The sequence below is a fragment of the Burkholderia sp. TSV86 genome, assembly GCF_001522865.1.
Lineage (GTDB): Bacteria > Pseudomonadota > Gammaproteobacteria > Burkholderiales > Burkholderiaceae > Burkholderia.
The window spans coordinates 39,353-64,928 of the sequence record NZ_LOWB01000047.1; the positions used below are offsets into that span (position 1 = coordinate 39,353).

General features: G+C 66.7%; 22 protein-coding genes and 1 riboswitch. Of the genes, 5 read left to right on the forward strand and 17 right to left on the reverse strand.

Annotated features, from left to right (window positions below):
• Nucleotides 1-42: 42 nt before the first annotated feature.
• The 11 genes from WS68_RS08100 to WS68_RS08155 form a co-directional block, all read right to left on the reverse strand.
• Complete coding sequence (locus WS68_RS08100; protein WP_059570303.1) at nt 43-822, reverse strand: lysophospholipid acyltransferase family protein; 780 nt, start codon at nt 820-822, stop codon at nt 43-45.
• 34 nt (nt 823-856) lie between these two features.
• On the reverse strand, nt 857-1,420 hold the full coding sequence (gene gmhB / locus WS68_RS08105; RefSeq protein ID WP_059570304.1) for a D-glycero-beta-D-manno-heptose 1,7-bisphosphate 7-phosphatase: 564 nt from the start codon (nt 1,418-1,420) through the stop codon (nt 857-859).
• Between the two features lie 15 nt (nt 1,421-1,435).
• The gene (gene glyS, locus WS68_RS08110) at nt 1,436-3,535 is read right to left on the reverse strand and encodes a glycine--tRNA ligase subunit beta (RefSeq protein ID WP_059570305.1); all 2,100 of its coding nucleotides are present in this window, start codon (nt 3,533-3,535) and stop codon (nt 1,436-1,438) included.
• Nucleotides 3,536-3,551: 16 nt separating this feature from the next.
• Nucleotides 3,552-4,559, reverse strand: coding sequence for a glycine--tRNA ligase subunit alpha (gene glyQ, locus WS68_RS08115; RefSeq protein ID WP_082709882.1), 1,008 nt, complete (start codon nt 4,557-4,559; stop codon nt 3,552-3,554).
• A gap of 298 nt (nt 4,560-4,857) precedes the next feature.
• Entirely contained in the window at nt 4,858-6,540 is a 1,683-nt protein-coding gene (lnt, locus tag WS68_RS08125; RefSeq protein WP_059570307.1) for an apolipoprotein N-acyltransferase, read from the reverse strand.
• Nucleotides 6,541-6,624: 84 nt separating this feature from the next.
• Nucleotides 6,625-7,515 carry an HlyC/CorC family transporter gene (locus WS68_RS08130; RefSeq protein WP_059570308.1) on the reverse strand — a complete coding sequence of 297 codons (891 nt, stop codon included), beginning with the start codon at nt 7,513-7,515 and terminating at the stop codon, nt 6,625-6,627.
• A 388-nt stretch (nt 7,516-7,903) separates the two neighbouring features.
• The gene (locus WS68_RS08135; protein WP_059570309.1) at nt 7,904-8,542 is read right to left on the reverse strand and encodes a gamma-glutamylcyclotransferase; all 639 of its coding nucleotides are present in this window, start codon (nt 8,540-8,542) and stop codon (nt 7,904-7,906) included.
• An 18-nt stretch (nt 8,543-8,560) separates the two neighbouring features.
• On the reverse strand, nt 8,561-9,343 hold the full coding sequence (gene ybeY, locus WS68_RS08140) for an rRNA maturation RNase YbeY (RefSeq protein WP_059570338.1): 783 nt from the start codon (nt 9,341-9,343) through the stop codon (nt 8,561-8,563).
• A 258-nt stretch (nt 9,344-9,601) separates the two neighbouring features.
• A complete protein-coding gene (locus WS68_RS08145; protein WP_059570310.1) occupies nt 9,602-10,648 on the reverse strand; it encodes a PhoH family protein in 1,047 nt (348 codons plus the stop codon).
• A gap of 36 nt (nt 10,649-10,684) precedes the next feature.
• Entirely contained in the window at nt 10,685-12,085 is a 1,401-nt protein-coding gene (miaB, locus tag WS68_RS08150; protein WP_059570311.1) for a tRNA (N6-isopentenyl adenosine(37)-C2)-methylthiotransferase MiaB, read from the reverse strand.
• A gap of 259 nt (nt 12,086-12,344) precedes the next feature.
• Nucleotides 12,345-13,277 (reverse strand): LysR family transcriptional regulator, encoded by a 933-nt coding sequence (locus tag WS68_RS08155; protein WP_059570339.1) that lies wholly within the window; start codon nt 13,275-13,277, stop codon nt 12,345-12,347.
• Between the two features lie 157 nt (nt 13,278-13,434).
• On the opposite strand from WS68_RS08155, the gene WS68_RS08160 reads away from it, so the two are divergent.
• The 3 genes from WS68_RS08160 to ribB all read left to right on the forward strand — a co-directional run bounded on the left by WS68_RS08160 (nt 13,435) and on the right by ribB (nt 16,544).
• Complete coding sequence (locus WS68_RS08160; protein ID WP_059570340.1) at nt 13,435-14,592, forward strand: MFS transporter; 1,158 nt, start codon at nt 13,435-13,437, stop codon at nt 14,590-14,592.
• A gap of 130 nt (nt 14,593-14,722) precedes the next feature.
• A complete protein-coding gene (locus WS68_RS08165; RefSeq protein WP_059570312.1) occupies nt 14,723-15,382 on the forward strand; it encodes a helix-turn-helix domain-containing protein in 660 nt (219 codons plus the stop codon).
• Nucleotides 15,383-15,518: 136 nt separating this feature from the next.
• Nucleotides 15,519-15,670, forward strand: a riboswitch (FMN riboswitch).
• A gap of 133 nt (nt 15,671-15,803) precedes the next feature.
• Nucleotides 15,804-16,544: a 3,4-dihydroxy-2-butanone-4-phosphate synthase gene (ribB, locus tag WS68_RS08170; protein ID WP_059570341.1), complete on the forward strand. Its 741-nt coding sequence runs from the start codon at nt 15,804-15,806 to the stop codon at nt 16,542-16,544.
• Nucleotides 16,545-16,601: 57 nt separating this feature from the next.
• Here ribB and WS68_RS08175 read toward each other — a convergent pair whose 3' ends face one another.
• From WS68_RS08175 to glpD, 4 genes are all read right to left on the reverse strand, one after another.
• Entirely contained in the window at nt 16,602-17,288 is a 687-nt protein-coding gene (locus tag WS68_RS08175) for an HAD family hydrolase (RefSeq protein ID WP_059570342.1), read from the reverse strand.
• A 488-nt stretch (nt 17,289-17,776) separates the two neighbouring features.
• Nucleotides 17,777-18,493, reverse strand: coding sequence for an MIP/aquaporin family protein (locus WS68_RS08180; RefSeq protein ID WP_059570313.1), 717 nt, complete (start codon nt 18,491-18,493; stop codon nt 17,777-17,779).
• A 124-nt stretch (nt 18,494-18,617) separates the two neighbouring features.
• Nucleotides 18,618-20,120 (reverse strand): glycerol kinase GlpK, encoded by a 1,503-nt coding sequence (gene glpK / locus WS68_RS08185; RefSeq protein WP_059570343.1) that lies wholly within the window; start codon nt 20,118-20,120, stop codon nt 18,618-18,620.
• A 102-nt stretch (nt 20,121-20,222) separates the two neighbouring features.
• Nucleotides 20,223-21,755, reverse strand: a complete 1,533-nt coding sequence (glpD, locus tag WS68_RS08190; RefSeq protein ID WP_059570314.1) for a glycerol-3-phosphate dehydrogenase — start codon at nt 21,753-21,755, stop codon at nt 20,223-20,225.
• Between the two features lie 162 nt (nt 21,756-21,917).
• Between glpD and WS68_RS08195 the strand changes: the two genes are divergently transcribed.
• Entirely contained in the window at nt 21,918-22,289 is a 372-nt protein-coding gene (locus WS68_RS08195; RefSeq protein WP_059570315.1) for a hypothetical protein, read from the forward strand.
• Nucleotides 22,290-22,348: 59 nt separating this feature from the next.
• Here the strand turns inward: WS68_RS08195 and WS68_RS08200 are convergent, their stop codons facing one another.
• The gene (locus WS68_RS08200; protein ID WP_059519620.1) at nt 22,349-22,546 is read right to left on the reverse strand and encodes a phage tail assembly chaperone; all 198 of its coding nucleotides are present in this window, start codon (nt 22,544-22,546) and stop codon (nt 22,349-22,351) included.
• Between the two features lie 314 nt (nt 22,547-22,860).
• Complete coding sequence (locus tag WS68_RS08205; RefSeq protein WP_059570316.1) at nt 22,861-23,640, reverse strand: DeoR/GlpR family DNA-binding transcription regulator; 780 nt, start codon at nt 23,638-23,640, stop codon at nt 22,861-22,863.
• Nucleotides 23,641-23,971: 331 nt separating this feature from the next.
• On the opposite strand from WS68_RS08205, the gene WS68_RS08210 reads away from it, so the two are divergent.
• Nucleotides 23,972-25,570: a gamma-glutamyltransferase family protein gene (locus WS68_RS08210; protein WP_059570344.1), complete on the forward strand. Its 1,599-nt coding sequence runs from the start codon at nt 23,972-23,974 to the stop codon at nt 25,568-25,570.
• The last annotated feature ends 6 nt before the right edge of the window (nt 25,571-25,576 follow it).

A 25,576-nucleotide genomic window follows, 5' to 3' on the forward strand; every position in this document is an offset into this window, starting at 1 on the left:
AGTTCTCTTCGTTTAGCAGTGCGCAATGGGTAAAGCCTTGACTCAGGTGGACGCCGCGCTCGACGCGCGCGCGTTGCCGCCGCGTGCGTCGCGCTCGTGCCGGTACGCGTCGGGGTCGATGCGGCGCATTTCCGCTTCGATCCAGTTCTCGACGCGTTCGTTCAATTGTTCGTATGTGAGGCCGTGCGTGTCGATCGGCTTGCCGATCGACACCGTGACCAGGCCGGGAAACTTCGTAAACGAGTTGCGCGGCCACACGTGTCCGGCGTTGTGCGCGATCGGCACGACAGGCGCGCCTGCGTCCACCGCGAAGCGCGCGCCACCCGTCTTGTACTTACCCTGGCTGCCAACCAGCGTGCGCGTGCCTTCGGGGAAGATGATGATCCATGCTCCGTCGTCGAGCCGCACCTTGCCCTGGCGGATCACCGAATCGAACGCGTGCTTGCCGTTCTTGCGGTTGATATAGACCATCTGCAGCATGCCGAGCGCCCAGCCGAAGAACGGCACGTGCAGCAGCTCGCGCTTGAGCACGAAGCAAAGCGGCTTGGGCATCAACGCAGGCAGTGCGATCGTCTCCCAAGCGGATTGATGCTTCGACAGCAGCACGGCCGGCCCGTTTGGCAGATTGTCGAGGCCCTCGATCCGGTAACGGATGCCGTTGAGCCAGCGCGCGACGAAGATCGTCGATTTGCACCAGCCGGCCGCCATCCAGTAGCGCGCGGTCGCACGCATGAACGGAAACGCGATCAGGCAGGCGATCGCATACGGGATCGTGTAGACGATCAGATACAGAGTGAAGAGCAGCGAGCGGACGAAGCGCATGGCGTGGCGTCAATGGGCGAGGAAGCGGGGTGCTTCACTCTTGTTCTTCGGAAAGAAAATCGAGCGCGAAGGCGCGCAGATCGTCGTGAACGCGGGTGCCGTCCGGCAAGCCGCCGTCGGCGAGCGTCTTCTTACCCTTGCCGGTCAGCACCAAATGCGTTCTGAAGCCGAGCGCGGCGCCTGCTTGCAGATCGCGCAGCGAATCGCCGACGATCGGCGTGGCGGCCGGATCGATCTCGAAGCGCTCGGCGATCTGCTTCATCATGCCGGGCTTCGGCTTGCGGCAGTCGCAGTGATCGTCGGCCGTGTGCGGGCAGAAGAACACCGCGTCGATCCGGGCGCCGACCGCGGCGGCCGCGCGTTGCATCTTCAGATGCATTGCGTTGAGCGTGGCCATGTCGAACAGCCCCCGGCCGATGCCTGACTGATTGGTCGCGACGACGACCCGGTAACCCGCATGGTTGAGCCGCGCGATCGCCTCGAGGCTGCCGGGCAGCGCGATCCATTCGTCGGCCGATTTGACGAACGCGTCCGAATCGACGTTGATGACGCCGTCCCGGTCGAGGACGACGAGCTTTTTGCTGGCGCTGGTCGGCATCGCGTGGCTCCGGTCTTATGCGGCGAGCTTCGAGATGTCGGCGACGCAGTTCATCTGCTGATGCAGCGCGGCGAGGAGCGCGAGCCGGTTCGCGCGCAGCGCCGGGTCGTCGGCGTTCACCATCACGTCGTTGAAGAACGTGTCGACGGGCGCGCGCAGCGCCGCGAGCGCGGACAGCGCGCCCGTGTACGCGCGCGCCGCGAGCTGCGACTGCACGCGCGGCGCGACCTGCGCCAGCTCGTCGTGCAGCGCCTTCTCGGCCGCCTCGACGAGCAGCGTGGCCTGCACCGCGCCGTTCGTGCCGCCGTCGGACTTCTTCAGGATGTTCGAGATCCGCTTGTTCGCCGCGGCGAGCGCTTGTGCTTCCGCGAGGCGCGTGAACTCGCGCACCGCGTCGAGGCGCTCGATCAGATCGTCGATGCGTGTCGGATTCAGGCCCAGCACCGCGTCGATCTCGCCCGTGGTGTAGCCGCGCTCGCGCAGCAGGCCGCGCAGGCGGTCGATGAAGAACGCATGGAGCGCATCCGTCGACTCGGCGACGTCCGGCACTGCCGAGAAGCGCGCGTAGGCGGCGCGCAGCAGCGAGACGAGGTCGAGCGGCAACTGCTTTTCGAGCAGGAGCCGCAACACGCCGAGCGCATGACGGCGCAGCGCGTAAGGGTCTTTCTCGCCCGTCGGCGCAAGGCCGATGCCCCAGATGCCGACGATCGTCTCGAGCTTGTCGGCAAGCGCGACGGCGGTGCTGACCGGCTGGCTCGGCAGCGCATCGCCGGAGAAGCGCGGCTGGTAGTGCTCGGTGCACGCGAGCGCGACGTCGTCCGGCTCGCCGTCGTGGCGCGCGTAGTATGTGCCCATCGTGCCTTGCAGCTCGGGGAATTCGCCGACCATGTCGGTCAACAGGTCCGCCTTCGCCAGACGCGCGGCGCGGCGCGCGAGTGCGGCATCGGCGCCGAGCGCGGGCGCGATCTCGCCCGCCAGCGCCTCGATGCGCTCGACGCGTGCGAGTTGCGAGCCGAGCTTGTTGTGGTAGACGACGTTCGCCAGGCGCGGCACGCGATCGGCGAGCTTGACCTTCTTGTCCTGCTCGAAGAAGAACTTCGCGTCGGCCAGGCGCGGGCGCACGACGCGCTCGTTGCCCTCGACGATTTCGGCGGGCGTTGTCGTCTCGATGTTCGACACGATCAGAAAGCGCGAGCGCAGCTTGCCCGCCGCGTCGGTGAGCGCGAAATACTTCTGGTTGGTCTGCATCGTCAGGATCAGGCATTCCTGCGGCACTTGCAGGAATTCGTCCTCGAAGCGGCATGGATAGACGACCGGCCATTCGACGAGCGCGGTCACCTCGTCGAGCAGCGCTTCCGGCATCACGACGCGATCGCCTTCGGCATGCGCGTCGAGTTGCGTGCGGATGGCTTCCTTGCGCTCGGCGAATTGCGCGATCACGCGGCCCTTCGCGCGCAGCGTGTCCGCATAGGCGCTCGCGTCGTGGATCGCGACGCGGCCGTCGGACAGAAAGCGGTGGCCGAGCGTGGTGTCGCCCGCGTCGATGCCGAACGCGGTCACGGGCACGACGGTTTGGCCGTGCAGCACGGTGAGCCGATGCACGGGGCGCACGAATTGGACGTCGGCGCCGTCCGGGCGCTGGTAGGTCATCACCTTCGGAATCGGCAGCTTCGCGAGCGTTTCGTCCAGCGCGGCCTGCAGGCCGGCGGCGAGCGGCGTGCCGGCCGCCGTGTAGTTGACGAAGAACGCTTCGGCCTTGCCGTCCTGCGCGCGTTCGAGATCGGCCACGGACAGATTCGAGTGACCGAGCGCCGCGAGCTTCTTCGCGAGCGGCGCGGTCGGTTTGCCGTCGGCGTCGAGCGCGACCGACACCGGCAGCACTTTTTCGCGGACCTGGCGATCGGGCGCGACGGCGCGCACCTGGTGCACGACGACGGCAAGACGCCGCGGCGTCGCGTAGCGCTCGAACGCGAGTTCGCCTTCGATCAAGTCGCGCGCGGCAAGGCGCTGCGCGAGGCCTTCGGCGAACGCGTCGCCGAGACGGGCCAGCGCCTTGGGCGGCAGTTCTTCGGTCAACAGTTCGACGAGCAGGGGAGCGGGATGGTTTTGCGTCATGATGTGAAGAATCTCGTCAGTCCTGATCGATCTTGCGTTCGGCTTTCAGCGCCGGCGCCCACGCGGGCTGCGCGGCTTCCTGCGCGTCGGTGATGAGGCCGGGCACGCCCTTGACCGGGTTGCCGAGCATCGGGAAGCCGAGCTTTTCGCGTGAATCGTAGTACGCTTGCGCGACGAGCCGCGACAACGCGCGAATCCGGCCGATATACGCGGCGCGCTCGGTCACCGAGATCGCGCCGCGCGCGTCGAGCAGATTGAACGTATGGCCGGCTTTCAGCACCAGCTCATACGCGGGCAGCGCGAGCTGCGCGTCGATCATCCGCTTCGCCTCGGCTTCGTAGCTGTTGAAGAACGTGAACAGCAGCTCGACGTTTGCTTGCTCGAAGTTGTACGTCGACTGCTCGACTTCGTTTTGGTGATACACGTCGCCGTATGTGAGGCGGCGCAGCTCGGGGCCGTTCGGCCCTTGTTCCTCCCATTCGGTCCAGATGAGGTCATAGACATTCTCGACCTTCTGCAGATACATCGCGAGACGTTCGAGCCCGTAGGTGATCTCGCCCAGCACAGGTTTGCAGTCGAGGCCGCCCACCTGCTGGAAGTACGTGAACTGCGTGACTTCCATTCCGTTCAGCCAGACTTCCCAGCCGAGCCCCCACGCGCCGAGCGTCGGATTTTCCCAGTCGTCTTCGACGAAGCGCACGTCGTTTTGCTTGAGATCGAAGCCGAGCGCTTCGAGCGAGCCGAGGTACAGGTCGAGGATGTTTTCCGGCGCGGGCTTGAGCACTACTTGGTATTGGTAGTAGTGCTGCAGACGGTTCGGGTTTTCGCCGTAGCGGCCATCCTTCGGGCGTCGCGACGGCTGCACGTAGGCGGCGCGCCACGGTTCGGGGCCGACCGCGCGCAGGAACGTGTGCACGTGCGACGTGCCGGCGCCGACTTCCATGTCGATCGGCTGGAGCAGGGCGCAGCCCTGCCTGTCCCAATAGGACTGGAGCGTCAGGATGATTTGCTGAAACGTGAGCATGAAGAGCCTTCGGGGCGCTGGGCGGGCGTTGCGAGCCGTCGGCGCGGGCGGCGCCCGTGCCGTCAGCTCGCGCGGCGCGCGGCTGGGGTCTGTGCTGAAACGTGCAATTTTACCGGATCGGCGCGGGGGTGCGTTCGGAATGGGCGCGCGTGCGATGGCGGTACAGCTCACGTTGCGCGCGTTTTGTATATTTCGCGCATTTCGCGGCACGTTGCGTGCCGCTTGCCGTCCGGCCGCGTCCGGCACGGATGACGCCACCGCGCCGCGCGCGTCGGGTTGAGCGTGAACGGGCGGCGCGTCAGTCGCGCCGGCGCGATCTCGGCCCGAGCGCGAAACCGGCCGCGAGCAGCAGCAGTGAAAGCGCGAGCACGGTGCTGTCACCGCTCATCACGTATGGTGTGCGGCCCGCCGTGCCTTCGATCCGCACGTCGAGCGAGCCGATCGTGTAAGGCTTCAATCGGCCGATCACGCGCCCGCGCGCATCGATCGCGACCGTCATGCCGGTATTGGTCGCGCGCAGCATCGGCCGGCCCGTTTCGAGCGAGCGCATCCGGGCGATTTGCAGATGCTGGTCGAGCGCGATCGTGTCGCCGAACCACGCGAGATTCGTTGCGTTGACGAGCACGCCGGGCGACACCGGATTGTCGCGGATCGACGCGGCGATTTGCTCGCCGAAGAGATCCTCATAGCAGATGTCGACCATCACCGGCTGGTTGCGCACGATGAAGGGCGGCTGCACGAGCGCGCCGCGCGCGAAATCGCCGAGCGGCATCTTCATCAGGTCGACGAACCAGCGAAAGCCCCACGGGATGAACTCGCCGAACGGCACCAGGTGGTGCTTGTCGTAACGGTAGATGTCGCGCGAATGCGGCGTCACGCCATACAGGCTGTTCGTGTAGTCCACGATTCTGCCGTCCTCGGTGACCGTGTCGCCCACCGCGCCGAACACGATCGACGTGTTCGTCGTGTCGCTGAACCGGCGGATCGCACGGGCAAACGACTCGGGCAAATCCTGAATCGTCATGACCGCTATTGCCGTTTCCGGCGTGACGATCAGATCGGCCGGCTTGTCGGTGATCATCTTTTGATACAGCTCGATCGCCGCGTCGATGCCCGCTTGCTCGAATTTGATCTCCTGCTTGACGTTGCCTTGCAGCAGCCGCACATCGAGCGGCGCGTTCGCGGGCACGGTCCACGGCACGAGCGCGAGCAGCGGGCCGGCCGCGACGAGCGCAAGCGCCGTGAGCGCGGGCGCGGCAGCGTTCGCCGTGCCCGCCGCGTTCGCGGCACGCGCGCCGCCTGGCGAGGCTGCCGCGCGCCTGCCGGCGCGCACACGGACGATCGCCTGCACCGCCAGAGCCGCGACGAGCGCGAGCACCCACGCAACGCCATAGACGCCGACGAGCGACGCATAGCCGGCAAGCGGGCCGTCGACTTGCGCGTAACCGCTCGCGAGCCACGGAAAGCCGGTGAACACGGTGCCGCGCAGCCATTCGCCGACGGCCCACGCGCTCGCGAACGCGAACGCGTGATACCAAGCCGGCGGCAACGGGCGTTGGCCGGCGGCGGCCGTGCGTTGCGCGCGCCTGGCGCACAACGACCAGAGCGCCGCCGCGAACGCGGGATAGATCGACAGATACGCGCAGAACAGCACGAGTGCGCCGCCCGCGAGCGGCGCGGCCATCTCGCCGTACACGTGCATGCTGATATAGAGCCACCAGATGCCGGTGATGAAGTTGCCGAAGCCGAACGCGCCGCCCGTTGCCGCCGCTTGCGTCCAGCGGGTGGTGCGCGTGAGCTGCGCGAACAGCCACGCGAACACGGCGATTTGCAGCCAGCCGCCATGCGGCGTCGGCGCGAACGTCAGCGTATTGACCGCGCCTGCGAGCAGTGCGGCGGGATAGTGCCAGACGGGCAGCGCGCGGCCGGCGGCCGTTGGGCAAGCGCCGTGCGGCGGGCGGGTCGAAATCGGTTCGGCCATGCGGGCGTCGGAAAAGCGTTGGAGGGGGCGGCTGGCGAGCCAGTCGGCGCCAATGGCGGCGCCGATCGCGGCGCTATCGCGCGGTCATTCGGTTTCGCCGGCCGTGAGGCCGCGCCGGCTCGCGAGCGGCGTGCGGCGCACGAGCAGCACGTGGATCTGGCGAGCGTCGCCGCGCTGGATCTCGAATACCAGGTCGCCCAGACGCACTTTTTCGCCGCGATGCGGCACGCGGCCAAAATGGTGCGTGATGAGGCCGCCGATCGTATCGACTTCGTCGTCCGGAAAATGGGTGCCGAACGTTTCGTTGAATTGCTCGATCTCGGTGAGCGCGCGGACGCGATAGCGGCCGTCCGGCGCGGCGAGGATGTTGCCCGCTTCCTCGTCGAAATCGTATTCGTCCTCGATGTCGCCGACGATCTGCTCGAGCACGTCCTCGATCGTGATGAGGCCCGCGACGCCGCCGTATTCGTCGACGACGATCGCGAGGTGGTTTCGATTCACGCGGAAATCGTGCAGCAGCACGTTCAGCCGCTTCGATTCGGGGATAAAGACGGCGGGGCGCAGCATTCCGCGCACGTCGAATTCCTCTTCGGCGTAAAAGCGCAGCAGATCCTTCGCGAGCAGCACGCCGATGACGTTGTCGCGGTTGTCTTCGTAGACGGGGTAGCGCGAGTGCGCCTTTTCGAGCACGAACGGGATGAAATCCTCGGGCTTGTCGGCGATGTTGATCGCGTCCATTTGCGCGCGGGGCACCATGATGTCGCGCGCGCACAGGTCGGATACCTGGAACACCCCTTCGATCATCGACAGCGAATCGGCGTCGATCAGATTGCGTTCGTGCGCGTCCTGCAGGATTTCGAGGAGTTCGCCCCGCGATTCGGGCTCGGGCGAGATGAAGTCGGTCAGGCGCTCGAGCAGCGAGCGCTTTTCATGCGGTTTGTCGGTAGGTTTTCGACTGGGATACGAATCGTTCATGGTGGTGCGCTCCCGCTTGATGGAAAGCGCGCTGTCACGGAGTTGAGAAGGATACACCAAGGCCGTTGCGCTGCCGTGTCGGTCGTGCAGGGCGCGCGGGCGGCGCGGACGCGGATTGGGCGATCGCGTGGCGGCTGCCCGCTCGGCTGCCTTCATCGTAGCGCAGAAACCGGCGAGCGGGCACTGGCGGAAAACGGCTCGCCCGGGCGGCGGCGGCGATGGCCGGCGCGGGGGCCGCAGCGGGCCGCGGGTGCGCGGGCCGTGGCGCGAGTTCGCCTCGGGCGCGTGTGTTTTGCCGGCGCACCGCATGGCGCGCGCCGCGATCGATCCCGCGTTGCGTGGCGCAACGGCCGCACGGCAGGACAACCGGCAGCCGGCGCGCCGCCCGCTAGCGGCAACGCGCGAGCAGCGCCTCCAGCGTGCGGTCGGGCATCCCGCTGTCGCGCAGCGCGGCGACGGTGCGGCTCACGTAGTCGAGCGTCGTGCCGTAGCGGCCGCACGCACAGCCGAACACGGTCTTCACGATTTCGTCGGGCAGCTTGCCGGTGTAGGTCGGCGCGTCGCGCCGCATGACGAACGCGAGCGCGCTGACGCGCGCTCCGTTCGCGAGCACGCACGGCAGCCATGCGGGACGGTACGAACCCATCGCCATCTCGCGCCGCCACAGCGCTTCGAGGTGCGGCATCGCGGTGCGGCCGGCGAGTTTGAATGCGAGCCCGGTGCACGAGCCGCCACGGTCGAGCGCGAGTACGAGTCCCGGTTGCTCGGGCGTGCCGCGATTCACGCGTGACCACAAATAGAGTCCGCGATGATAGCCGTGAATCTTCGCGCGCACGGCCTCGGCGGTCGGCATGCCGGGGTTCCAGATCAGCGAGCCATAACCGAACAGCCACAGATCGCTCATGCGATCCCAGTTGGCGAGCGCCGCGGCGAGCGACGCCGCGAGTTCCGCGTCGCTCAGGTAGCGCGCTTCGCCGAGCGGCGGCGGATACGCGCGGGCCGGCAGCAAGGGGGCAGGGTGGTCCACGGCTGACGGCTGTGCGGATCAGCGATACGGATTCGGAAAGCCGAGCCGCGCGAGGATATCGACTTCGAGCGCTTCCATTTCGGCGGCGTCCGCCTTGCCCCGCTCGTGATCGTAGCCCTGCGCGTGCAGCGCGCCGTGCACGAGCAGATGCGCGTAGTGCGCGACGAGCGTCTTGCCTTGCGCGCGCGCTTCCTTCTCGACGACGGGGCAGCACAGTACGAGATCGGCGACCGTCGCGCCGTCCGGCTCGTCGCCGTATGCGAAGGTCAGCACGTTGGTCGGATAGTCCTTGTGCCGGTAGCTTGCGTTGAGCGCGCGGCCTTCGGTTTCGCCGACGAAGCGCACGGTGAACTGCGCGTCGGCGAACAGCGCTGCCTCGAGCCATTCGGCGATCACCTTGCGCTTGGGCAGCGTCTTGCGCTGCGCATCGCCGATTTCGTCGCCATATTGGAGCGCGAGGTCGAGTTCGGGCTCGCGCGCCTCATCGGCTTCGTCATGCACATGGTCGGGGTTCTCGTCGGCGCTGACCGCGACGATCACGCTGTCGTAATGTTCGGGGCGCAGCGCCAGGCTCGCGCGCAGCGCCGGGTTCGCGTGCTGCGCGACGATCGCGACGGCTGCGTCGCCCGAGTGGCCGGAGAGGTCGAACATCAGGCTGCGGCCGTCGGCGAAATCGACGCGCAGCGCTTGCGCATCGATCGTTTTGACTTTGCCTTTGGCGTCGAACAGCGACAGGCGGGGGGCTTCGGTTTGCGCCGCGTCGGCGTGCGCGGGCTTTTTCGGAGGACGAGACGATTTCATCACGCTTACGTCGGTTTGAACGCGCTGAGGATACACCAAATGGACAGGCGTCCGGCGATGGTTGGGGCGCAGCTCGCACTGGTGAAGCGGGGGCCTTGCGCAGCCTGATCATCGAGTCTTGCCGCCAAGCCTGATCTGGTGGTCGGCGAATCCGGCGTGCGCGCCGCGCGATGCAGCGCGGCACGCCGTGTTCCGCCGGAAAAGGCGCGCCGTCGGAAGCGGCGGCGCCCGCAAGTCCGTCACCGGCGCGAACCGGCCCTAGTCGTCCTGCCGCTGCGCGTGAAATTCGTCATACGCCTCGACGATCCGCGCGACGAGCGGATGCCGCACCACATCGGCGCTCGAGAAGCGCGTGAGCGCGATGCCGCGCACGCCGGAGAGCACCTGTTGCGCCTCGATGAGGCCGCTCTTGTGGCCGCGCGGCAGATCGACCTGCGTCGTGTCGCCGGTGACGACCGCCTTCGAGCCGAAACCGATCCGCGTGAGAAACATCTTCATCTGCTCGGGCGTCGTGTTCTGCGCCTCGTCGAGGATGATGAACGCGTGGTTCAGCGTGCGCCCGCGCATATAAGCGAGCGGCGCGATCTCGATCATCTGGCGCTCGAACATCTTCGCGGTTTTGTCGAAGCCGAGCAGATCGTACAGCGCGTCGTACAGCGGCCGCAGATATGGATCGACCTTCTGCGCGAGATCGCCCGGCAGAAAGCCGAGCCGCTCGCCCGCCTCGACCGCCGGGCGCGTCAGTACGATCCGCTTGACTTGGTCGCGCTCGAGCGCGTCGACCGCACACGCGACCGCCAGATAGGTCTTGCCGGTGCCCGCCGGCCCGACGCCGAACGTGACGTCGTGCGACAGAATCTGCTTCAGGTACTCGCGCTGCGCGGGCGTGCGGCCGCGCAGATCCGCGCGGCGCGTGTAGAGCTTGGGCGCCGCATCCTCGCCGGCGGGTTCGCCGGCGGGCTCATCGAACGGATGGTCGGGGTCGCCACGCAGGCGCACGTCGATTTCGTCGCCGCCGTTGCCGGTGTGGCGCGGGTTGCCCGGATGGCGCGCCTCGACGAGCGCGAGCTGGATGTCGTCGACCGACAGCGGATCACGCGCGCGGTTGTAGAAATCCTCGAGCGCGGCGAGCGCGAGCTTGGCGCCGCGGCCGCGGATCGCGATCCGGTGGCCGCGGCGCGACAGCGTCACGTCGAGCGCCTGTTCGATCTGGCGCAGGTTTTCGTCGAGCGGGCCGCAGAGGTTGGCCAGGCGCGCGTTGTCGTCGCGCGGCGCGGTGAATTCCAGTGCTTGGGCGGTTTTCAAAGTGGCGTTGGGCTCCAGCGATGGCGGGGTATCGCGTCAGTGCGTGTTCGTGCTTGCATCGTCGTGCGCGAGCACCAGCTCGCCGCGCAGCGAATGCGGATAAGCGTGATTGATCGTCACGTCGACCATCTGGCCGATCAGGCGCGGGTGCGATGCGACGGGCGCGGGGAAATTGACGACCCGGTTGTTCTCGGTGCGCCCCGCGAGTTCGTTCGGGTCCTTACGCGACGGCCCTTCGACGAGAATCCGCTCGACCTTGCCGACCATCGCTTCGCTGATCCGGACGACGTTCGCATCGATGGTCGCCTGCAGATGTTGCAGCCGTTTGAGCTTGACTTCGCGCGGCGTGTCGTCGGCGAGGTTCGCGGCCGGCGTGCCGGGGCGCGGGCTGTAGATGAACGAGAAACTGGTGTCGTAATTCATTTCGTCGACGAGTTTCATCGTCTTGTCGAAATCGGCGTCGGTCTCGCCAGGAAAGCCGACGATGATGTCGGTCGACAGCGACAGGTTCGGGCGGATCGCGCGCAGCTTGCGAATCACCGATTTGTATTCGAGCACCGTATAGCCGCGTTTCATGGCCATCAGGATCCGGTCGCAGCCGTGCTGGACCGGCAGGTGCAGGTGATCGACGAGCTTGTCGACCTTCGCGTAGACGTCGATCAGCCGTTGCGTGAACTCCTTCGGATGAGACGTCGTGTAGCGGATGCGCTCGATGCCGGGAATCTCGGCGACGTATTCGATCAGGGTGGCGAAATCGGCGATCTCGTGCGACCCCAGCGAAGCCCCGTTGGCGGACGAGCCGCGGGTCAGCGCGCCGCGATAGGCGTTCACGTTCTGGCCGAGCAGCGTCACTTCGCGCACGCCCTGGTCGGCGAGGCCGGCGATTTCGGTCAGCACGTCGTCGAGCGGGCGCGACACTTCGTCGCCGCGCGTGTACGGCACGACGCAGTAGCTGCAGAACTTGCTGCAGCCTTCCATGATCGACACGAACGCGCTCGGCCCCTCGACGCGCGCGGGCGGCAGATGGTCGAACTTCTCGATCTCGGGAAACGTGATGTCGACTTGCGCGCGGCCGCTCGCGCGGCGCGCGTCGATCATCTTCGGCAGCCGGTGCAGCGTTTGCGGGCCGAACACCAGGTCGACGTAAGGCGCGCGCGCGACGATCGACGCACCTTCCTGGCTCGCGACGCAGCCGCCGACGCCGATCAACAGATCCGGCTTGGCCTCCTTCAGCTCGCGCACGCGGCCGAGATCGGAAAACACTTTCTCCTGCGCCTTCTCGCGCACCGAGCAGGTGTTGAACAGGATGATGTCCGCGTCCTCGGGGGAGTCGGTCTTCTCCAGCCCTTCGGCAGCGTGGAGCACGTCGACCATTTTGTCCGAGTCGTACTCGTTCATCTGGCAGCCGAAGGTCTTGACGTAAACTTTTTGGGTCATGAGGGTTCGCCGTTCGCAGTGGTTGACCTGGGGGCGTCGTTCAAATCGATTGGGGGGACGGATCGGTGCGACGCGGCGCGCACGGCCGCAGGTGCCAATGTGCGCGTCGCGAGGAGAGGATGCCGCCGGGAAAGCTTTCCATTATAGCTTTTCGGACCGCCCGGCGAGCGATGGAACCGGATGAGCAACGGCGGCGGCGCGGCCGCGCTGCGCTGCGCGGCTTCCGGCCGGCTTGGCCGGTATTGCCGGCCCGCCTGCGTCAGCGGCACGCATTCAATAAATCGTCGAGCGCGGCTTCTTCCTGCGCGAAGCGCTCGACGAGGTAATCGAGCAGCACGCGCACGCGCGGCGGCATGTAACGCTTGCTGTGATAGATCGCGTGCAGCGGCGCATCGTGGTGCCGCCAGTCGGGCAGCAGCACCTGCAAGCGGCCCGCGCGGACGTCGCCCGCGATATCCCAGATCGACTTCAGCGCGATCCCGTAGCCGCGGATCGTCCATTCGCGCGTGAGGCCGCCGTCGTTCGTTTCGTGCGCGTTATCGAGCGGCACGGTGTAGGTCTGCGTTTCGTTGCCGCGCGTGAAGCGCCATACGTTCATCGGCCCGGACGCGATCGTGATCACGTTGCACGGAAAACGCGCCAGATCGTGCGGGTCCTCCGGCGCGCCGTGCGCCGCGACGAACGCGGGCGACGCGCACAGCACCCGCCGGTTCGTCGCGAGGCGCCGCGCGACGAGCGCGCCGTCCGGAGGTGCCGCGAAGCGGATCGCGAGATCGATCTCGTCCTGCCACAGATTCGACGACGAATCGGACGCCGTGAGCGAAAACCGCACGTCCGGATAGCGGACGATGAAGGCGTCTAACCAGTCGAGCAGCAGATGGCGGCCGAAATCCGACGTCGACGACAGCCGCACCTTGCCGCTCACGGCATGGCGGCCCTCCTGCAGCATCGCGTCGGCGTCGTCGAGCGCCTGCAGCGCTTGGCGGCAGCAGTTCAGATAGAGCCGCCCTTCGTCGGTGAGCCGCAGCCGGCGCGTTGAGCGCTCGAACAGCCGCGTCGACACCTGCGCCTCGAGCTTCGCAAGCCGCGCGCTCGCGGCGGCGGGCGTCAAGTTGAGCTTGCGTCCCGCGGCTGACAGGCTGCCCAGGTCCGCAGCCTCGACGAACAAGCGGATATCTCCCAGTCGGTCCATGCGATTTTTCAACGGCGTTTGAAAATGCTTCAAATGCTACGCCAATTATCAAATATTCACTGATTCGAGACAATGCGCGCACGTTGCGGTGCGGGATGAACGGCGCCGCCGTGCTTATCGTCAGGATTCGCATCAAAACTTGGATCAGGAGAATTTCATGCCTTTACCGTTGCTCGCGCTCGCGATCAGCGCCTTCGCGATCGGCACCACCGAATTCGTCATCATGGGCTTGCTGCCCGATGTCGCGCGCGACCTCGCGGTGACGCTGCCCGCCGCCGGGCTGCTCGTGAGCGGCTATGCGCTCGGCGTCGCGGCGGGGGCGCCGCTTCTTGCCGTGCTCACGAGCCGGATGCCGCGCAAGGCGGCGCTGCAATTGCTGATGGCGATCTTCATCGTCGGCAACGTGCTGTGCGCACTCGCGCACGGCTACGCGATGCTGATGGTCGCGCGCGTGGTCACATCGTTCGCGCACGGTTCGTTTTTCGGGATCGGCTCGGTCGTCGCCGCATCGCTGGTGTCGCCGACCAAGCGGGCGAGCGCGATCGCGTTGATGTTTACCGGACTCACGCTCGCCACCGTGCTCGGCGTGCCGTTCGGCACTTTCGTCGGCCAGACGCTCGGCTGGCGCACGACGTTCTGGATCGTCGCGGCGCTTGGCGTCGCGTCGCTCGCGGGCATCGCGGCGCTCGTGCCGAAGCAGCCCGATGCGGCGCGCGTCGCGTTCGGCCGCGAGCTGAGCGTGCTGAAAGAGCCGCAGGTATGGCTCGCGCTCGCGATGACGGTGCTCGGCTTCGGCGGCGTGTTCGTCGTGTTCACGTATATCACGCCGATTCTCGAGGACGTGACGGGTTTCGCGCCGCGTTCGGTCGCATTGATCCTCGTGCTGTTCGGCGTTGGGCTCACGATCGGCAACACGATCGGCGGCAAGCTCGCGGATCGCGCGCTGATGCGCTCGCTGATCGCGATCCTTGCCGTGCTCGCGGCGGTGATGGCGGTGTTCGCGAGAACCAGCCATCTGCCCGCCGCGGCCGCCGTCACGGTGTTCGTCTGGGGGATCGCCGCGTTCGCGACGGTGCCGCCGTTGCAGATGCGCGTTGTCGAGAAGGCCGCGCATGCGCCGAATCTCGCGTCGACGCTCAATATCGGCGCGTTCAACGCGGGCAATGCGGGTGGCGTCGCGCTCACGCACGGTTTGGCGCTCGATGCGCTGCCCTGGGTGGCGGCCGTGGTCACGCTCGCGGCGATCGCGGTCACGGCGCTCGCCGCGCGGCTCGATGCGCGAGCGTCGGCCGGGGCGGCTGCAGCGGCGCGATGACATACGGCGGCGCGCTGTCCTCTGCAATCCTGATAACAGTGTGAAGATAACTTTGTTTGACCGGCGCGACGCGGGTGCTAGTCTTGCCTCACTTGAGTTCTGGGCTGGTTGTGGCCTTGGAGGTAACGTCATGCATTCTCCGTTGGCGCTCGTGCGCGATGTGTCTTCCCCGGATGCCGCCGCGTCGGCCGCGGCTTCGCATGAATTCGACGCGCTCGAGCGGCTCGTCGGCGTGAATCTCGCGCGCTTGCGCGCCGAGCGCCAGCTGTCGCTCGATGCGCTCGCGCGGCTGTCCGGCGTGTCGCGCGCGATGCTCGCGCAGATCGAGTCGGCACGTAGCGTGCCGTCGATCAAGGTGCTCTGCAAGGTCGCGGCGGCGCTGAGGGTATCGGTCGCCGCGTTTCTGCGGCGTCATGCACTCAATGGCTTCGAGCATCTGGCCGCCGATCGCGCGGTGCGCGTCGTCAGCTCGAACGGGCGTTTCTCCGCGCGCGCACTTTATCCGGAAGGCGAATCCGCCGTTGCCGAATTCCACGAGCTGCGGATTTCGCCGCTGCATACCGAGGCCGGTACGCCGCGCGCGCCGGGCACGAGCATCAATCTCGTCGTCAGCGAAGGCACGCTCGAGTTGAGCGTGCACGATCGCCGCCAGTTGCTCGCGACGGGCGACGCCATCGTGTTCGACGCCGATCAGCCGTATACGCTGCGCAACCCGGGCGATACCGAGGCGCGTGCGTTTCGCGTCACGGTGAATGCGGAGATTCCGCCGCGCTGGCAGGTGCCGGCATAGCGGTTTGCCGGGCCGAGGTTGTCCGGCACGGCAAGCGCGCCGGTTTAGACAGTGTCTTCAGTAGGGTCTTGGCGGGTTCTCGCTGCGGCGATTTCCGCGCTGCTGTATGCTTCATCCGCCGGTCGATCCGGCATTCATGCGTCTTCAGGGCGGGGCGGAATTCCCCACCGGCGGTAGGCCGGCCTAGTGCCGGTGAGCCCGCGAGCGCCCGCGCGATGATGCGCGGGGTCAGCAGATCTGGTCCGATGCCAGAGCCGACGGTCACAGTCCGGATGAAAGAAGATGTGCAGATGGTCCAGTGCGCAGCCTCGTCTGGCGCGCGGCGTTGTCCGCGTGCCGCGCCGGCGGCGTCGCGCTGTCTATTTGCAAAGCCCTGAAACGTTTTTCGCCCAATTTTTATCCGCGAGGAGCGTTTCACATCATGTCGTTTCCGTTGCCTTTGTCGTCGGCTCCCGCCGATGCATTTTCCGATCTTCCATTGCTCGAAACCGAACCGGTGCCGCCGCGCATTGCTGCCGCGCTCGCCGCATTGCGAGCCGGGCGCGCGGTCGTGCTGCAGGATGATCACGATCGAGAGAACGAAGCCGATCTGATCGTCGCCGCCGAGCGGCTGAGCACCGAAACGATGGCGCTGCTCATTCGCGAGTGCAGCGGCATCGTGTGCCTATGCCTGACCGATGCGAAGGTACGCGCGCTCGAATTGCCGCCGATGGCGGTGTTGAACGAGAGCAGGAACGGCACGGCGTTCACGGTGTCGATCGAGGCGCGCGTTGGTGTGTCGACGGGGGTGTCGGCGGCCGATCGCGTGACGACGATCCGTGCGGCGATTGCCAACGACGCGAAACCGTCCGATATCGTGCGCCCCGGCCACGTGTTCCCGTTGCGCGCGGCGCCGGGCGGCGTGCTGGCGCGGCGCGGCCATACCGAAGGCACTGTCGATCTCGCGATTCTCGCGGGCTTGCAGCCTGCGGGCGTGCTGTGCGAGCTGATGAATCCGGACGGCACGATGACGCGCGGCGCGGATGTCGAACGCTTTGCCGAGCAGCATGGGCTGCCGATGCTGACGATCGCCGAATTGGCGGCGTTTCGCGCGCGTCTTGCGGCACTGCGCGAGCGCGAAGCGCGAGAGGCGCGCGACGTGTACTGCGCGGACCCGGCGTAAGCCGGTATGCGGCGCTGCCGCATGCATCGCGGCAGCGCCGCGGTCGGGCGCGCGATTTCAGGACTGCGCGCTGCCGAACTTGCCTTGCATGCCCGCGTCGACGAGCGCGGGCAATTCCTCCATCGAACAGATGATTCGCGCGATCCCCATGTTGCGCAGCGTATCCGCGTAGCCTTCGGGGATGTGGCTTGCGCCGACGAATGCGATCGTCTTCATGCCGGCCGCGCGCGCCGCATTCAGCCCCGACACGCTGTCCTCGACCACGACGCAGCGCGCCGGCTCGACCCCGAGCGCTTGGGCCGCATGCAGGTAGACATCCGGGTAGGGTTTGGGGCGCGCCACTTGCTGCGCGCTGAAAATGCGCTCGCCGAATACGTCGGTGAGCGACGCGCGCTCGAGCGAGCGTCGCACCCGCTCGAGGCGGCTGTTCGACACGACAGCCGCGGGCAGTGGAATTTTCGACAATGCATCGCGCACGCCGTTGATCGGCTTGAGCTGTTGCGCGAGTGCGATTTCGATGTTGTGCTCGATCGTCTCGAGAAAATTCGCCGGCATCGCAATGTCGTGGCGTGTTTCGAGGCCGGCTAGAAAGCGCGATGTTTGTTGGCCGAATGCGGCTTTTGCGTCGGCCTCGAAATCGATCGCGGGGAACGTGGCGGACAGTGTGTCGAACAGCACGCGATCGGCGATCACTTCACTGTCGACGAGCACGCCGTCGCAATCGCAGATGAGATGGTCAAGCATGGGGAAACGGAACGAGGAATGCAACGAAGCGTCATGATACGTGCTTTGGCGCGGCGCACGCTCGATGCTCAAGCGTAACCGCGCGGCGCCGCGGCGGTGCGATGGCAGCCATCGCCATCCACGCAGCCGGCTCACCGCGCGTTTGACCATTGGTGCGCAACGACTCAAGCGGTTGAGCCACGCTGCCGCCGCACTCGAATCGGTGATCGGTGATGCGCGGTGGCGCGGCGCAATGTGCACCATCGCTGCGCAGTGCGCGAGCGGCGAAGAGCCGGCCACGCCGAGCGCGCCGATCTGCGCCAACCGTCGCGGCGGGCAGGCCAAGCAGCGGGCGCCGGCGGCCGACGCTGCCATGCTGTTGCCGCAGGCTCGGTCGCGCCGCCCGCCGAGCGTCACTCAAGCGCCGCCGAGGCCGGCTGCCAACAAAAACCCCTTCACGCGTTGCCGCGCGAAGGGGCGATATTTCGTACCGCGGCACGCCGCTTGGCTCAGTGCGTCGTGTGCAGGTACAGATAGAGATTTGCCGCGAGCACGCCGCCGACGAGCGGCCCGATCACCGGAATCCACGCATAACGCCAGTCACTGTCGCGCTTGCCGGGAATCGGCAGCAGCGCGTGCATGATGCGCGGCGAGAGGTCGCGCGCGGGGCTCATCGCGTAGCCCGTCGGGCCGCCGAGCGAGATGCCGATACCGAGCACCAGAAGGCCGACGGGCAGCGCGTCGAGCGCACCCAGGCCGACTTGCGGCGATGCGAGATACAACACGCCGAGAATCAGCACGAACGTACAGATTGCTTCAGTCAGCACGTTGTGCGTGACGCTGCGGATCGCGGGCGCGGTGCAGAACACGGCGAGCTTCAGGTCGGGATCGGCTTCCTTCGCGAAGTGCTGGCGATACGCGAGCCAGACGAGCAGCGCGCCCGCCATGCCGCCCAGCATTTGCGATACGACATAGCCGGCCACCTTCGACCACGCGAACTTGCCCGTGAGCGCGAGGCTGATCGTGACGATCGGATTCAGGTGCGCGCCGGAGAACGACGCGGTCACGTAGACCGCGACGAACACCGCCATCGCCCAGCCCATCACGATGACGATGAGGTCGGCGCCTTTGCCTTTGGTGTTCGCAAGCAGCACGTTGGCGACCGCGCCGTTGCCGAGCAGCACGAGCAGAGCCGTGCCGATGAATTCTGCGATGTATGGTGACATGATTGTCTCTCTACCGTTGCGGCGGGCTCGCGGCTCGTATCGCGCGGCCCGCCTGCTTGTTGTGATGCGTTTTCGTGATGGATGCCGGCATGCAGCCGGCTCAGCCGGATCGGATCGGGCGGGCTCAGTGCGTGTCGTCCGCCCACGCCTTGGCAGCGCGCACGGCGCGCTGCCAGCCCGCGAGGCACGTATCGACTTGCGCGCTTGCCATCGCCGGCGCGAAGCGGTGCTCGAGCTGCCATTGACTGCGCACTTCGTCGATGCTGCCCCAGTAGCCGATCGCGAGGCCCGCGAGATACGCGGCGCCGAGCGCGGTCGTCTCGGTGATGCGCGGACGCACCACGTCCACGCCGAGCAGATCGGCCTGGAACTGCATCAGCAGGTTGTTCGCGCTCGCACCGCCGTCGACGCGCAGCTCGCCGATCCGGATGCCCGAATCGGCTTCCATCGCCTTCAGCACGTCGAGCGACTGGTAAGCGATCGAATCGAGCGCCGCGCGCGCCAGATGCGCGGAAGTCGTGCCGCGCGTGACGCCGAACAGCGAGCCGCGCGCGCGCGCGTTCCAGTGCGGCGCGCCGAGGCCGGCGAAAGCGGGCACCAGATAGACGCCGTCGGTATGCGCGACGCTGTTTGCGAGCGCTTCGATCTCCGAGGCGCTCTTGATGATGCCGAGGCCGTCGCGCAGCCACTGGACGACCGCGCCCGCGATGAAGATGCTGCCTTCGAGCGCATACGCGGTCTTGCCGCCCACTTGCCAGGCGACCGTCGTGACGAGGTTGTTCTTCGACTCGATCGGCTTGTCGCCGGTGTTCATCATCAGGAAGCAGCCGGTGCCGTAAGTGTTCTTCACCATGCCGGACGTCGTGCACATCTGGCCGAAGAGCGCTGCTTGCTGGTCGCCCGCGATGCCGGCGAGCGGCAGTTTCGACGCGAATACCGTGGTCTTCGTGTGGCCGTAGATCTCGGACGACGCCTTCACCTGCGGCAGCATGCTGCGCGGGATATCGAGCGCGCCGAGCAACTCGTCGTCCCAGTCGAGCGTATGGATGTTGAAGAGCATCGTGCGCGACGCGTTCGTCACGTCCGTCACGTGCAGTTCGTGCTTGGTGAAGTTCCACACGAGCCAGCTGTCGACCGTGCCGAACGCGAGCTTGCCCTGGCGCGCTTTTTCGCGCGCGCCGTCGACGTTGTCGAGAATCCAGCGGATCTTGGTCGCCGAGAAATACGCGTCGATCGGCAAGCCGGTTTTCGCCCGCACCTTTTCGCTCAAGCCCTGCGCCTTCAATTGGTCGCAGAAATCGGCGGTGCGGCGATCCTGCCAGACGATCGCGTTATAGACCGGCAGGCCGGTGTCGCGATCCCAGACGATGGTCGTCTCGCGCTGATTGGTGATGCCGATTGCGGCGATCGCCGTGCCGTTCAGGCCGACCCGCGTGACGGCCTCCGCCGCGACGCCCGCTTGCGTCGACCAGATTTCTTGCGGATCGTGCTCGACCCAGCCCGGCTGCGGGTAGATCTGCGCGAATTCCTTTTGCGCGATCGACACGATGTTGCCTTGTCGATCGAACAGCATGGCGCGGGAGCTGGTCGTGCCTTGGTCGAGCGCGAGGATGTACTGATCCTGCATTTGTCTCATCTCCATCCGTAGTTGTGATTAGCGCCGCAAATGCGGCGCATGCGTTGCGTTGCAGATTGGCCAGCCTGTCTGCCGGTTGCCGCCGGGCGCGCGTCAGTGCGCGACGCCCGCCGCCGCGCGCGCGCCGCCGAACCAGGCGTCGAGCGCCGCCGTCACGGTGTCGAGCGTGCCCGGCGCGACATGCAGGCCGAGCTTCGAGCGCCGCCACAGCACGTCATCCGCGCAGCGCGCCCATTCGACGTCGCGCAGATAACGCAATTCCGCTTCGTAGAGCCCCGGCGCGAGCTCGGCGCCGAGTTCGGCAAGCGACTTCGCTTGACCGATCACGCGCTCGGCGCGTGTGCCGTAGGCGCGCGCATAGCGGCGCGCGAGCGCGGCCGGCAGCCACGGGTGGCGTTTCGCGAAGCCGTCGGCGAACGGCGCGAAGCGCGCCTCGGCGATGTCACCGCCCGGCAGCGGCACGCCTGCCGTCCAGCCGCGCTGCGGCGAGCCGAGCGCGTTGCACAGCAGATCGGTTGCCTCCTCGGCGAGCTTGCGAAACGTCGTGATCTTGCCGCCGAAAACGGACAGCAGCGGCGCGCCTTGGCCATCGTCCATCTCGAGGCGGTAATCGCGCGTGACGGCCGACGGATTGTCCGAGTTTTCGTCTTCGAGCAGCGGACGCACGCCGGAATACGTCCAGCAGACGTCGGCGGGCGAGATCTTACGCTTGAAATAGCGATTGATCGACTCGCAAAGATATTGCGTTTCGTCGCGGTCGATCGCGACGCGCGCCGGATCGCTTTGGTACGCGACGTCCGTCGTGCCGATCAGCGTGAAATCGCGCTCATACGGAATCGCGAAGATGATCCGCTTGTCCGGGTTCTGGAAAATGTAGGCGTGGTCGTGATCGAACAGCCGGCGCGTGACGATGTGGCTGCCCTTGACGAGCCGCACGCTATGATGCGCGCCGCGCGCGAGCGCGCCGTGCAGCACGTCGCCGACCCAGGGGCCCGCCGCATTCGCGATCGCGCGCGCGCGCACGGCGAGCGTCGAGCCGTCGGCGCGCTGAAGCTGCGCGAGCCATTCGCCGTCGCGGCGCTCGGCCGACACGAGCTTCGTGCGGGTGAGGATCTCGGCGCCGCGTTCTTTTGCATCGAGCGCGTTCAGCACGACGAGCCGCGCGTCGTCGACCCAGCCGTCGGAATAGACGAAGCCGCGCTTGATCGTGTCGACGAGCGGCGCGCCCGCCGGGTGGCGGTTCATGGTGATGCCGCGCGAGCCGGGCAGCAGGTCGCGCTTGGCGAGATGATCGTAGAGAAACAGGCCGATGCGGATCAGCCACGCCGGACGCAGGTTCGGCATGTGCGGCATCACGAAGCGCAGCGGCCCGATGATGTGCGGCGCCGCGCGCAAGAGCGTCTCGCGTTCTTGGAGCGCCTTGCGCACGAGCCCGAATTCCTTGTATTCGAGATAGCGCAGGCCGCCGTGGATCAGCTTCGTGCTCGACGACGACGTATGCGATGCGAGGTCGTCCTGCTCGCAAACGAGCACGGACAGGCCGCGGCCGGCTGCGTCACGTGCGATGCCCGCGCCGTTGACTCCTCCACCGACGACGAGCAGGTCATAGCGATGCTGTTGTGTCACCCTCTGTCCTATCTTTTCGTAATACAAAATAACCGAACTCGAAATGTTCGAAATCGAACTTTAGCGAGCGAATTCGAAAAAGTAAAGTTCGCCTTTGAGGGTCAGTGGCGCAGTGTGCGCTAACCGACGATACTGGCGGGACATTGTCTAGAGAGGTGGCACATGCGGACCCTGATTGCGGCTGGCGCGTTGGCGTGCGTGGCCGGATGTGCGGGTGGCGGCTTTTTGTCCGGGGCGTGGGGCGGGGCGTCGCTTGCGGAGCTGCAACACACCTGCGGCGACGCGCGCGATTACGGTGACGATGCGGGCGCCGTCTATTCGGCGTTATCCGATGCGTGGGTGGCCAAGCGCCACGGCAAGCTGACGGATGAGCGATTCTGCGCATTCGAAAACGAACTTTCGCGGCAGTATGCGGCGCAGGCGTCGAGCCATGACCCGGCCGAGCGTGGCCGTTGGGTCAATTATTTGAACGAAGCGCGCGCGCGGGCGCTAAGCTGGCGCGCGGCAGTCGATCCGACGCTGCGCGGCGGCTGACGCAAGGCGGGTGGAGAAAAGGCGCGCGGGCGCACGCGGGATGCGCCGCGCGCGGCGCATCATGAATAGCGCAGCTTGATCGAACGCAGCGCGGCGTCGCCGCTTTCGGTGACGCAGTATTTTTTGCCGGAGCCGAGCGATTCCAGCTTCACGAGTTGCCGTTCAAGCAGCGCGTCGAGTTCGTCGCGGTCCATGTCGGCTTGATCGGGGGCATCCTTCACAAGCAACAGCGTGGCGAATTCATGCGGACTTAGCATCGTTCTCTCCAAGACAACCATACTGTCGAAATGGCCGGTACATGAGTCCGGCCGAGTTACCCAGCAAGGGAAGGCGTTGGGGGGAAAGCCGCTGCCCGGCCATGATGCGATCGACGTCGCCCCGGTTGCACGTCACGCGTGCAACCGCGCCGGGGAATTGGAGTTTAGTCAAGCCGGCGGGCATCTACAAATCGCGCCCCAATAATTTTTTGATTGACATCAGGGGAACCGGCAAATGGCCTGATGGGCGCGGCAATTCCTTGATTTCACTTGAAGTTCTGGGTGCGGCGCAGCAGTGTGCGGCGCGCGGCCGGTCAGTCGGCGACGTAGACTTGCGTGCCCGCTTGGGCGATGGTCTCGGCCATTTCGTCGGGCGGCTGCTTGTCGGTGAAAAGGACGTGGATCTGATTCAGGTGCCCTTGGCGCACGAGCGCGGGGCGGCCGAATTTCGAATGATCGGTGACGAGATAGACGGTGCGCGCGTGCTCGATGATCGCCTCGGCCACCCGGACCTCGCGCGTGTCGAAATCGCGCAGCGTGCCGTCGGTTTCGATCGCCGAGGTGCCGATGATCGCGTAATCGACCTTGAACTGGCGGATGAAATCGATCGCGAGTTCGCCGACGATGCCTTTGTCCCACGGCCGCACGATGCCGCCCGTGATCAGCACCTCGCATTCGGGGTAGCCGCTCATCATGCTTGCGACGTTCAGATTGTTCGTGATTACGTGCAGGCCGCGGTGGCGGTTCAGCGCCCGTGCGACCTCCTCGGTCGTCGTGCCGAGATTGATGAAGAGCGAAGCCTGATCCGGGATGTGCGATGCGGCGAGCGCCGCGATCCGGCGTTTCTCGTCGTGAAACATCCGTTGACGCGCAGTGTACGACACGTTTTCCGAGCTTGTCGGCAGGCTCGCGCCGCCGTGGTAGCGGCGCAGCAGGTTCAGATCGGCGAGCCAGTTGACGTCGCGGCGGATGGTTTGCGGGGTGACGCTGAAATGTGCGGCAAGATCGTCGACGGTGACGAAGCCGTCGCGCTGCACCCATTCGAGCAATTCCTGTTGGCGCGCGTTCAGGGTGAGGCGGGGGTCTCGTGTCATAGGCTGTTTCGGTGTCCGATTCGGCTCGATTGATCGGTGGGCGGGTAGCGTTCCCGCATTGTAAGGCGTGTTCGTGCGTATTCATGCTATTTGCGCATGGATTTATGTGACAAATGAATTTGTTGGAACGCTGCGTTCGCGCTGCAATGACCGGTTCCGCTTTGCCATCCGGGTGCCCATCATGAGTTCCTCTCCGAACACGCCGCGTGCGGCCCATCTTCGCGAAACCGGTGAACCCGGCGATGCCGGCCGTTGCGGCGAACGGCGGCTCGAGACGCCGCGTGCCGGCGCGACGCCTTTCGCTTGGCGCAATCCGTACCCGACGACGCGTATGCCCGTGTTCGCGCGCAACATCGTATCGACATCGCATCCGCTTGCCGCGCAGGCCGGGCTCAGAATGTTGTGGAAGGGCGGCAACGCGGTCGACGCGGCGCTTGCGGCGGCGGCCGTGCTGACGGTCGTCGAGCCGGTGTCGTGCGGGCTTGGCGGCGACGCGTTCGCGCTCGTCTGGGACGGTGCGAAGCTCACCGGGCTCAATGCATCGGGCGTGGCGCCCGCGCGCTGGAGCGTCGACTATTTCCGCCGGCGGCACGGCGAAGCGGGCAACGGCCTCGCGCGGCAGCCGACGCGCGGCTGGGACACCGTCACGGTGCCCGGCGTGATCGCCGGCTGGGAGGCGTTGTCCGCGAAGTTCGGCTCATTGCCGTTTGCCGATTTGCTCGAGCCGGCGATCGAACTCGCCGAGCGCGGGCACGCGGTCGCGTCGATCGTCGCGCACAAATGGGCGGCGGCGGTGCCCGAACTCGCGGGGCAGCCTGGCTTTGCCGAAACCTTCATGCCGCGCGGGCGCGCACCTGACGTGAGTGAACTCGTGCGCCTGCCGGGGCACGCGAAGACGCTGCGCACCCTTGCCGCCGAGGGCGCGCGCGCGTTCTACGAAGGCGAAATCGCCGAGACGATCGCCGCATTTTTCCGCGAGGGCGGCGGCGCGCTGACGGCGGCCGATCTGCGCGCGTACCGGCCCGAATGGGTCGAGCCGATCGGCCGCGATTACCTCGGCTACACGGTGCACGAGATTCCGCCGAACGGGCAGGGGATTGCCGCGTTAATCGCGCTCGGCATTGCCGAGCGCTTCGATCTCGCGAGCCTGCCGCTCGATTCCGCCGATGCGCAGCATGTGCAGATCGAGGCGATGAAGCTCGCGTTCGCCGACCTCTACCGCTATGTTGCCGATCCGCGCGCGATGACGGTCACGCCCGCGCAGATGCTCGACGATGCGTATCTGGATGCGCGCGCGAAGCTGATCGACATGAAGCGCGCGACGCACTTCCGGTTCGGGATGCCGCGCGCGGGCGGCACCGTCTATCTGTCGGCGGCGGACGAGCGCGGAATGATGGTGAGCTTGATCCAGTCGAACTACATGGGCTTCGGCTCGGGGCTCGTCGTGCCGGGCACGGGCATTGCGTTGCAGAACCGCGGCGTGGGCTTCTCGATGGACCCGGCTTCGCCGAACGTCGTGGCGGGCGGCAAGCGGCCGTTTCACACGATCATTCCCGCGTTCGTCACGCGCGAAGCCAATGGCGTGCGCGAGGCGGTGATGAGCTTCGGCGTGATGGGCGGCGACATGCAGCCGCAAGGCCATCTGCAGACGATCGTGCGCATGCTCGGCTATGGCCAGCAGCCGCAGGCCGCGTGCGACGCGCCGCGCTGGAAGGTGAGCCGCACGTTCACGCTCGACGTCGAAGCGACCTTCGAGCCGGCCGTCGCGGCCGAACTGGCGGCCCGCGGCCACACGATCCAGTCGGTCGATGATCCTTACATGGACTTCGGTTCGGGCCAGTTCATCTGGCGGCTTGATCACGGCGAGCCGGAGCGCGGCTATGTCGCGGCGAGCGACAGCCGGCGCGACGGCTTGGCGGCGGGATACTGACGACGC

Bases quoted from the DNA above. Each gene is read 5' to 3' on its own strand.
- gmhB (WP_059570304.1), bottom strand. From the start codon at position 1,420: ATGCCGACCAGCGCCAGCAAAAAGCTCGTCGTCCTCGACCGGGACGGC.
- miaB (WP_059570311.1), bottom strand. From the start codon at position 12,085: ATGACCCAAAAAGTTTACGTCAAGACCTTCGGCTGCCAGATGAACGAG.
- WS68_RS08210 (WP_059570344.1), top strand. From the start codon at position 23,972: ATGCCCGTGTTCGCGCGCAACATCGTATCGACATCGCATCCGCTTGCC.
- WS68_RS08130 (WP_059570308.1), bottom strand. From the start codon at position 7,515: ATGAACGATTCGTATCCCAGTCGAAAACCTACCGACAAACCGCATGAA.
- glyS (WP_059570305.1), bottom strand. From the start codon at position 3,535: ATGACGCAAAACCATCCCGCTCCCCTGCTCGTCGAACTGTTGACCGAA.
- WS68_RS08180 (WP_059570313.1), bottom strand. From the start codon at position 18,493: ATGTCACCATACATCGCAGAATTCATCGGCACGGCTCTGCTCGTGCTG.
- glpK (WP_059570343.1), bottom strand. From the start codon at position 20,120: ATGCAGGATCAGTACATCCTCGCGCTCGACCAAGGCACGACCAGCTCC.
- WS68_RS08100 (WP_059570303.1), bottom strand. From the start codon at position 822: ATGCGCTTCGTCCGCTCGCTGCTCTTCACTCTGTATCTGATCGTCTAC.
- WS68_RS08165 (WP_059570312.1), top strand. From the start codon at position 14,723: ATGCATTCTCCGTTGGCGCTCGTGCGCGATGTGTCTTCCCCGGATGCC.
- lnt (WP_059570307.1), bottom strand. From the start codon at position 6,540: ATGGCCGAACCGATTTCGACCCGCCCGCCGCACGGCGCTTGCCCAACG.
- WS68_RS08175 (WP_059570342.1), bottom strand. From the start codon at position 17,288: ATGCTTGACCATCTCATCTGCGATTGCGACGGCGTGCTCGTCGACAGT.
- WS68_RS08155 (WP_059570339.1), bottom strand. From the start codon at position 13,277: ATGGACCGACTGGGAGATATCCGCTTGTTCGTCGAGGCTGCGGACCTG.
- glyQ (WP_082709882.1), bottom strand. From the start codon at position 4,559: ATGCTCACGTTTCAGCAAATCATCCTGACGCTCCAGTCCTATTGGGAC.
- WS68_RS08160 (WP_059570340.1), top strand. From the start codon at position 13,435: ATGCCTTTACCGTTGCTCGCGCTCGCGATCAGCGCCTTCGCGATCGGC.
- ybeY (WP_059570338.1), bottom strand. From the start codon at position 9,343: ATGAAATCGTCTCGTCCTCCGAAAAAGCCCGCGCACGCCGACGCGGCG.
- WS68_RS08195 (WP_059570315.1), top strand. From the start codon at position 21,918: ATGCGGACCCTGATTGCGGCTGGCGCGTTGGCGTGCGTGGCCGGATGT.
- ribB (WP_059570341.1), top strand. From the start codon at position 15,804: ATGTCGTTTCCGTTGCCTTTGTCGTCGGCTCCCGCCGATGCATTTTCC.
- WS68_RS08205 (WP_059570316.1), bottom strand. From the start codon at position 23,640: ATGACACGAGACCCCCGCCTCACCCTGAACGCGCGCCAACAGGAATTG.
- WS68_RS08200 (WP_059519620.1), bottom strand. From the start codon at position 22,546: ATGCTAAGTCCGCATGAATTCGCCACGCTGTTGCTTGTGAAGGATGCC.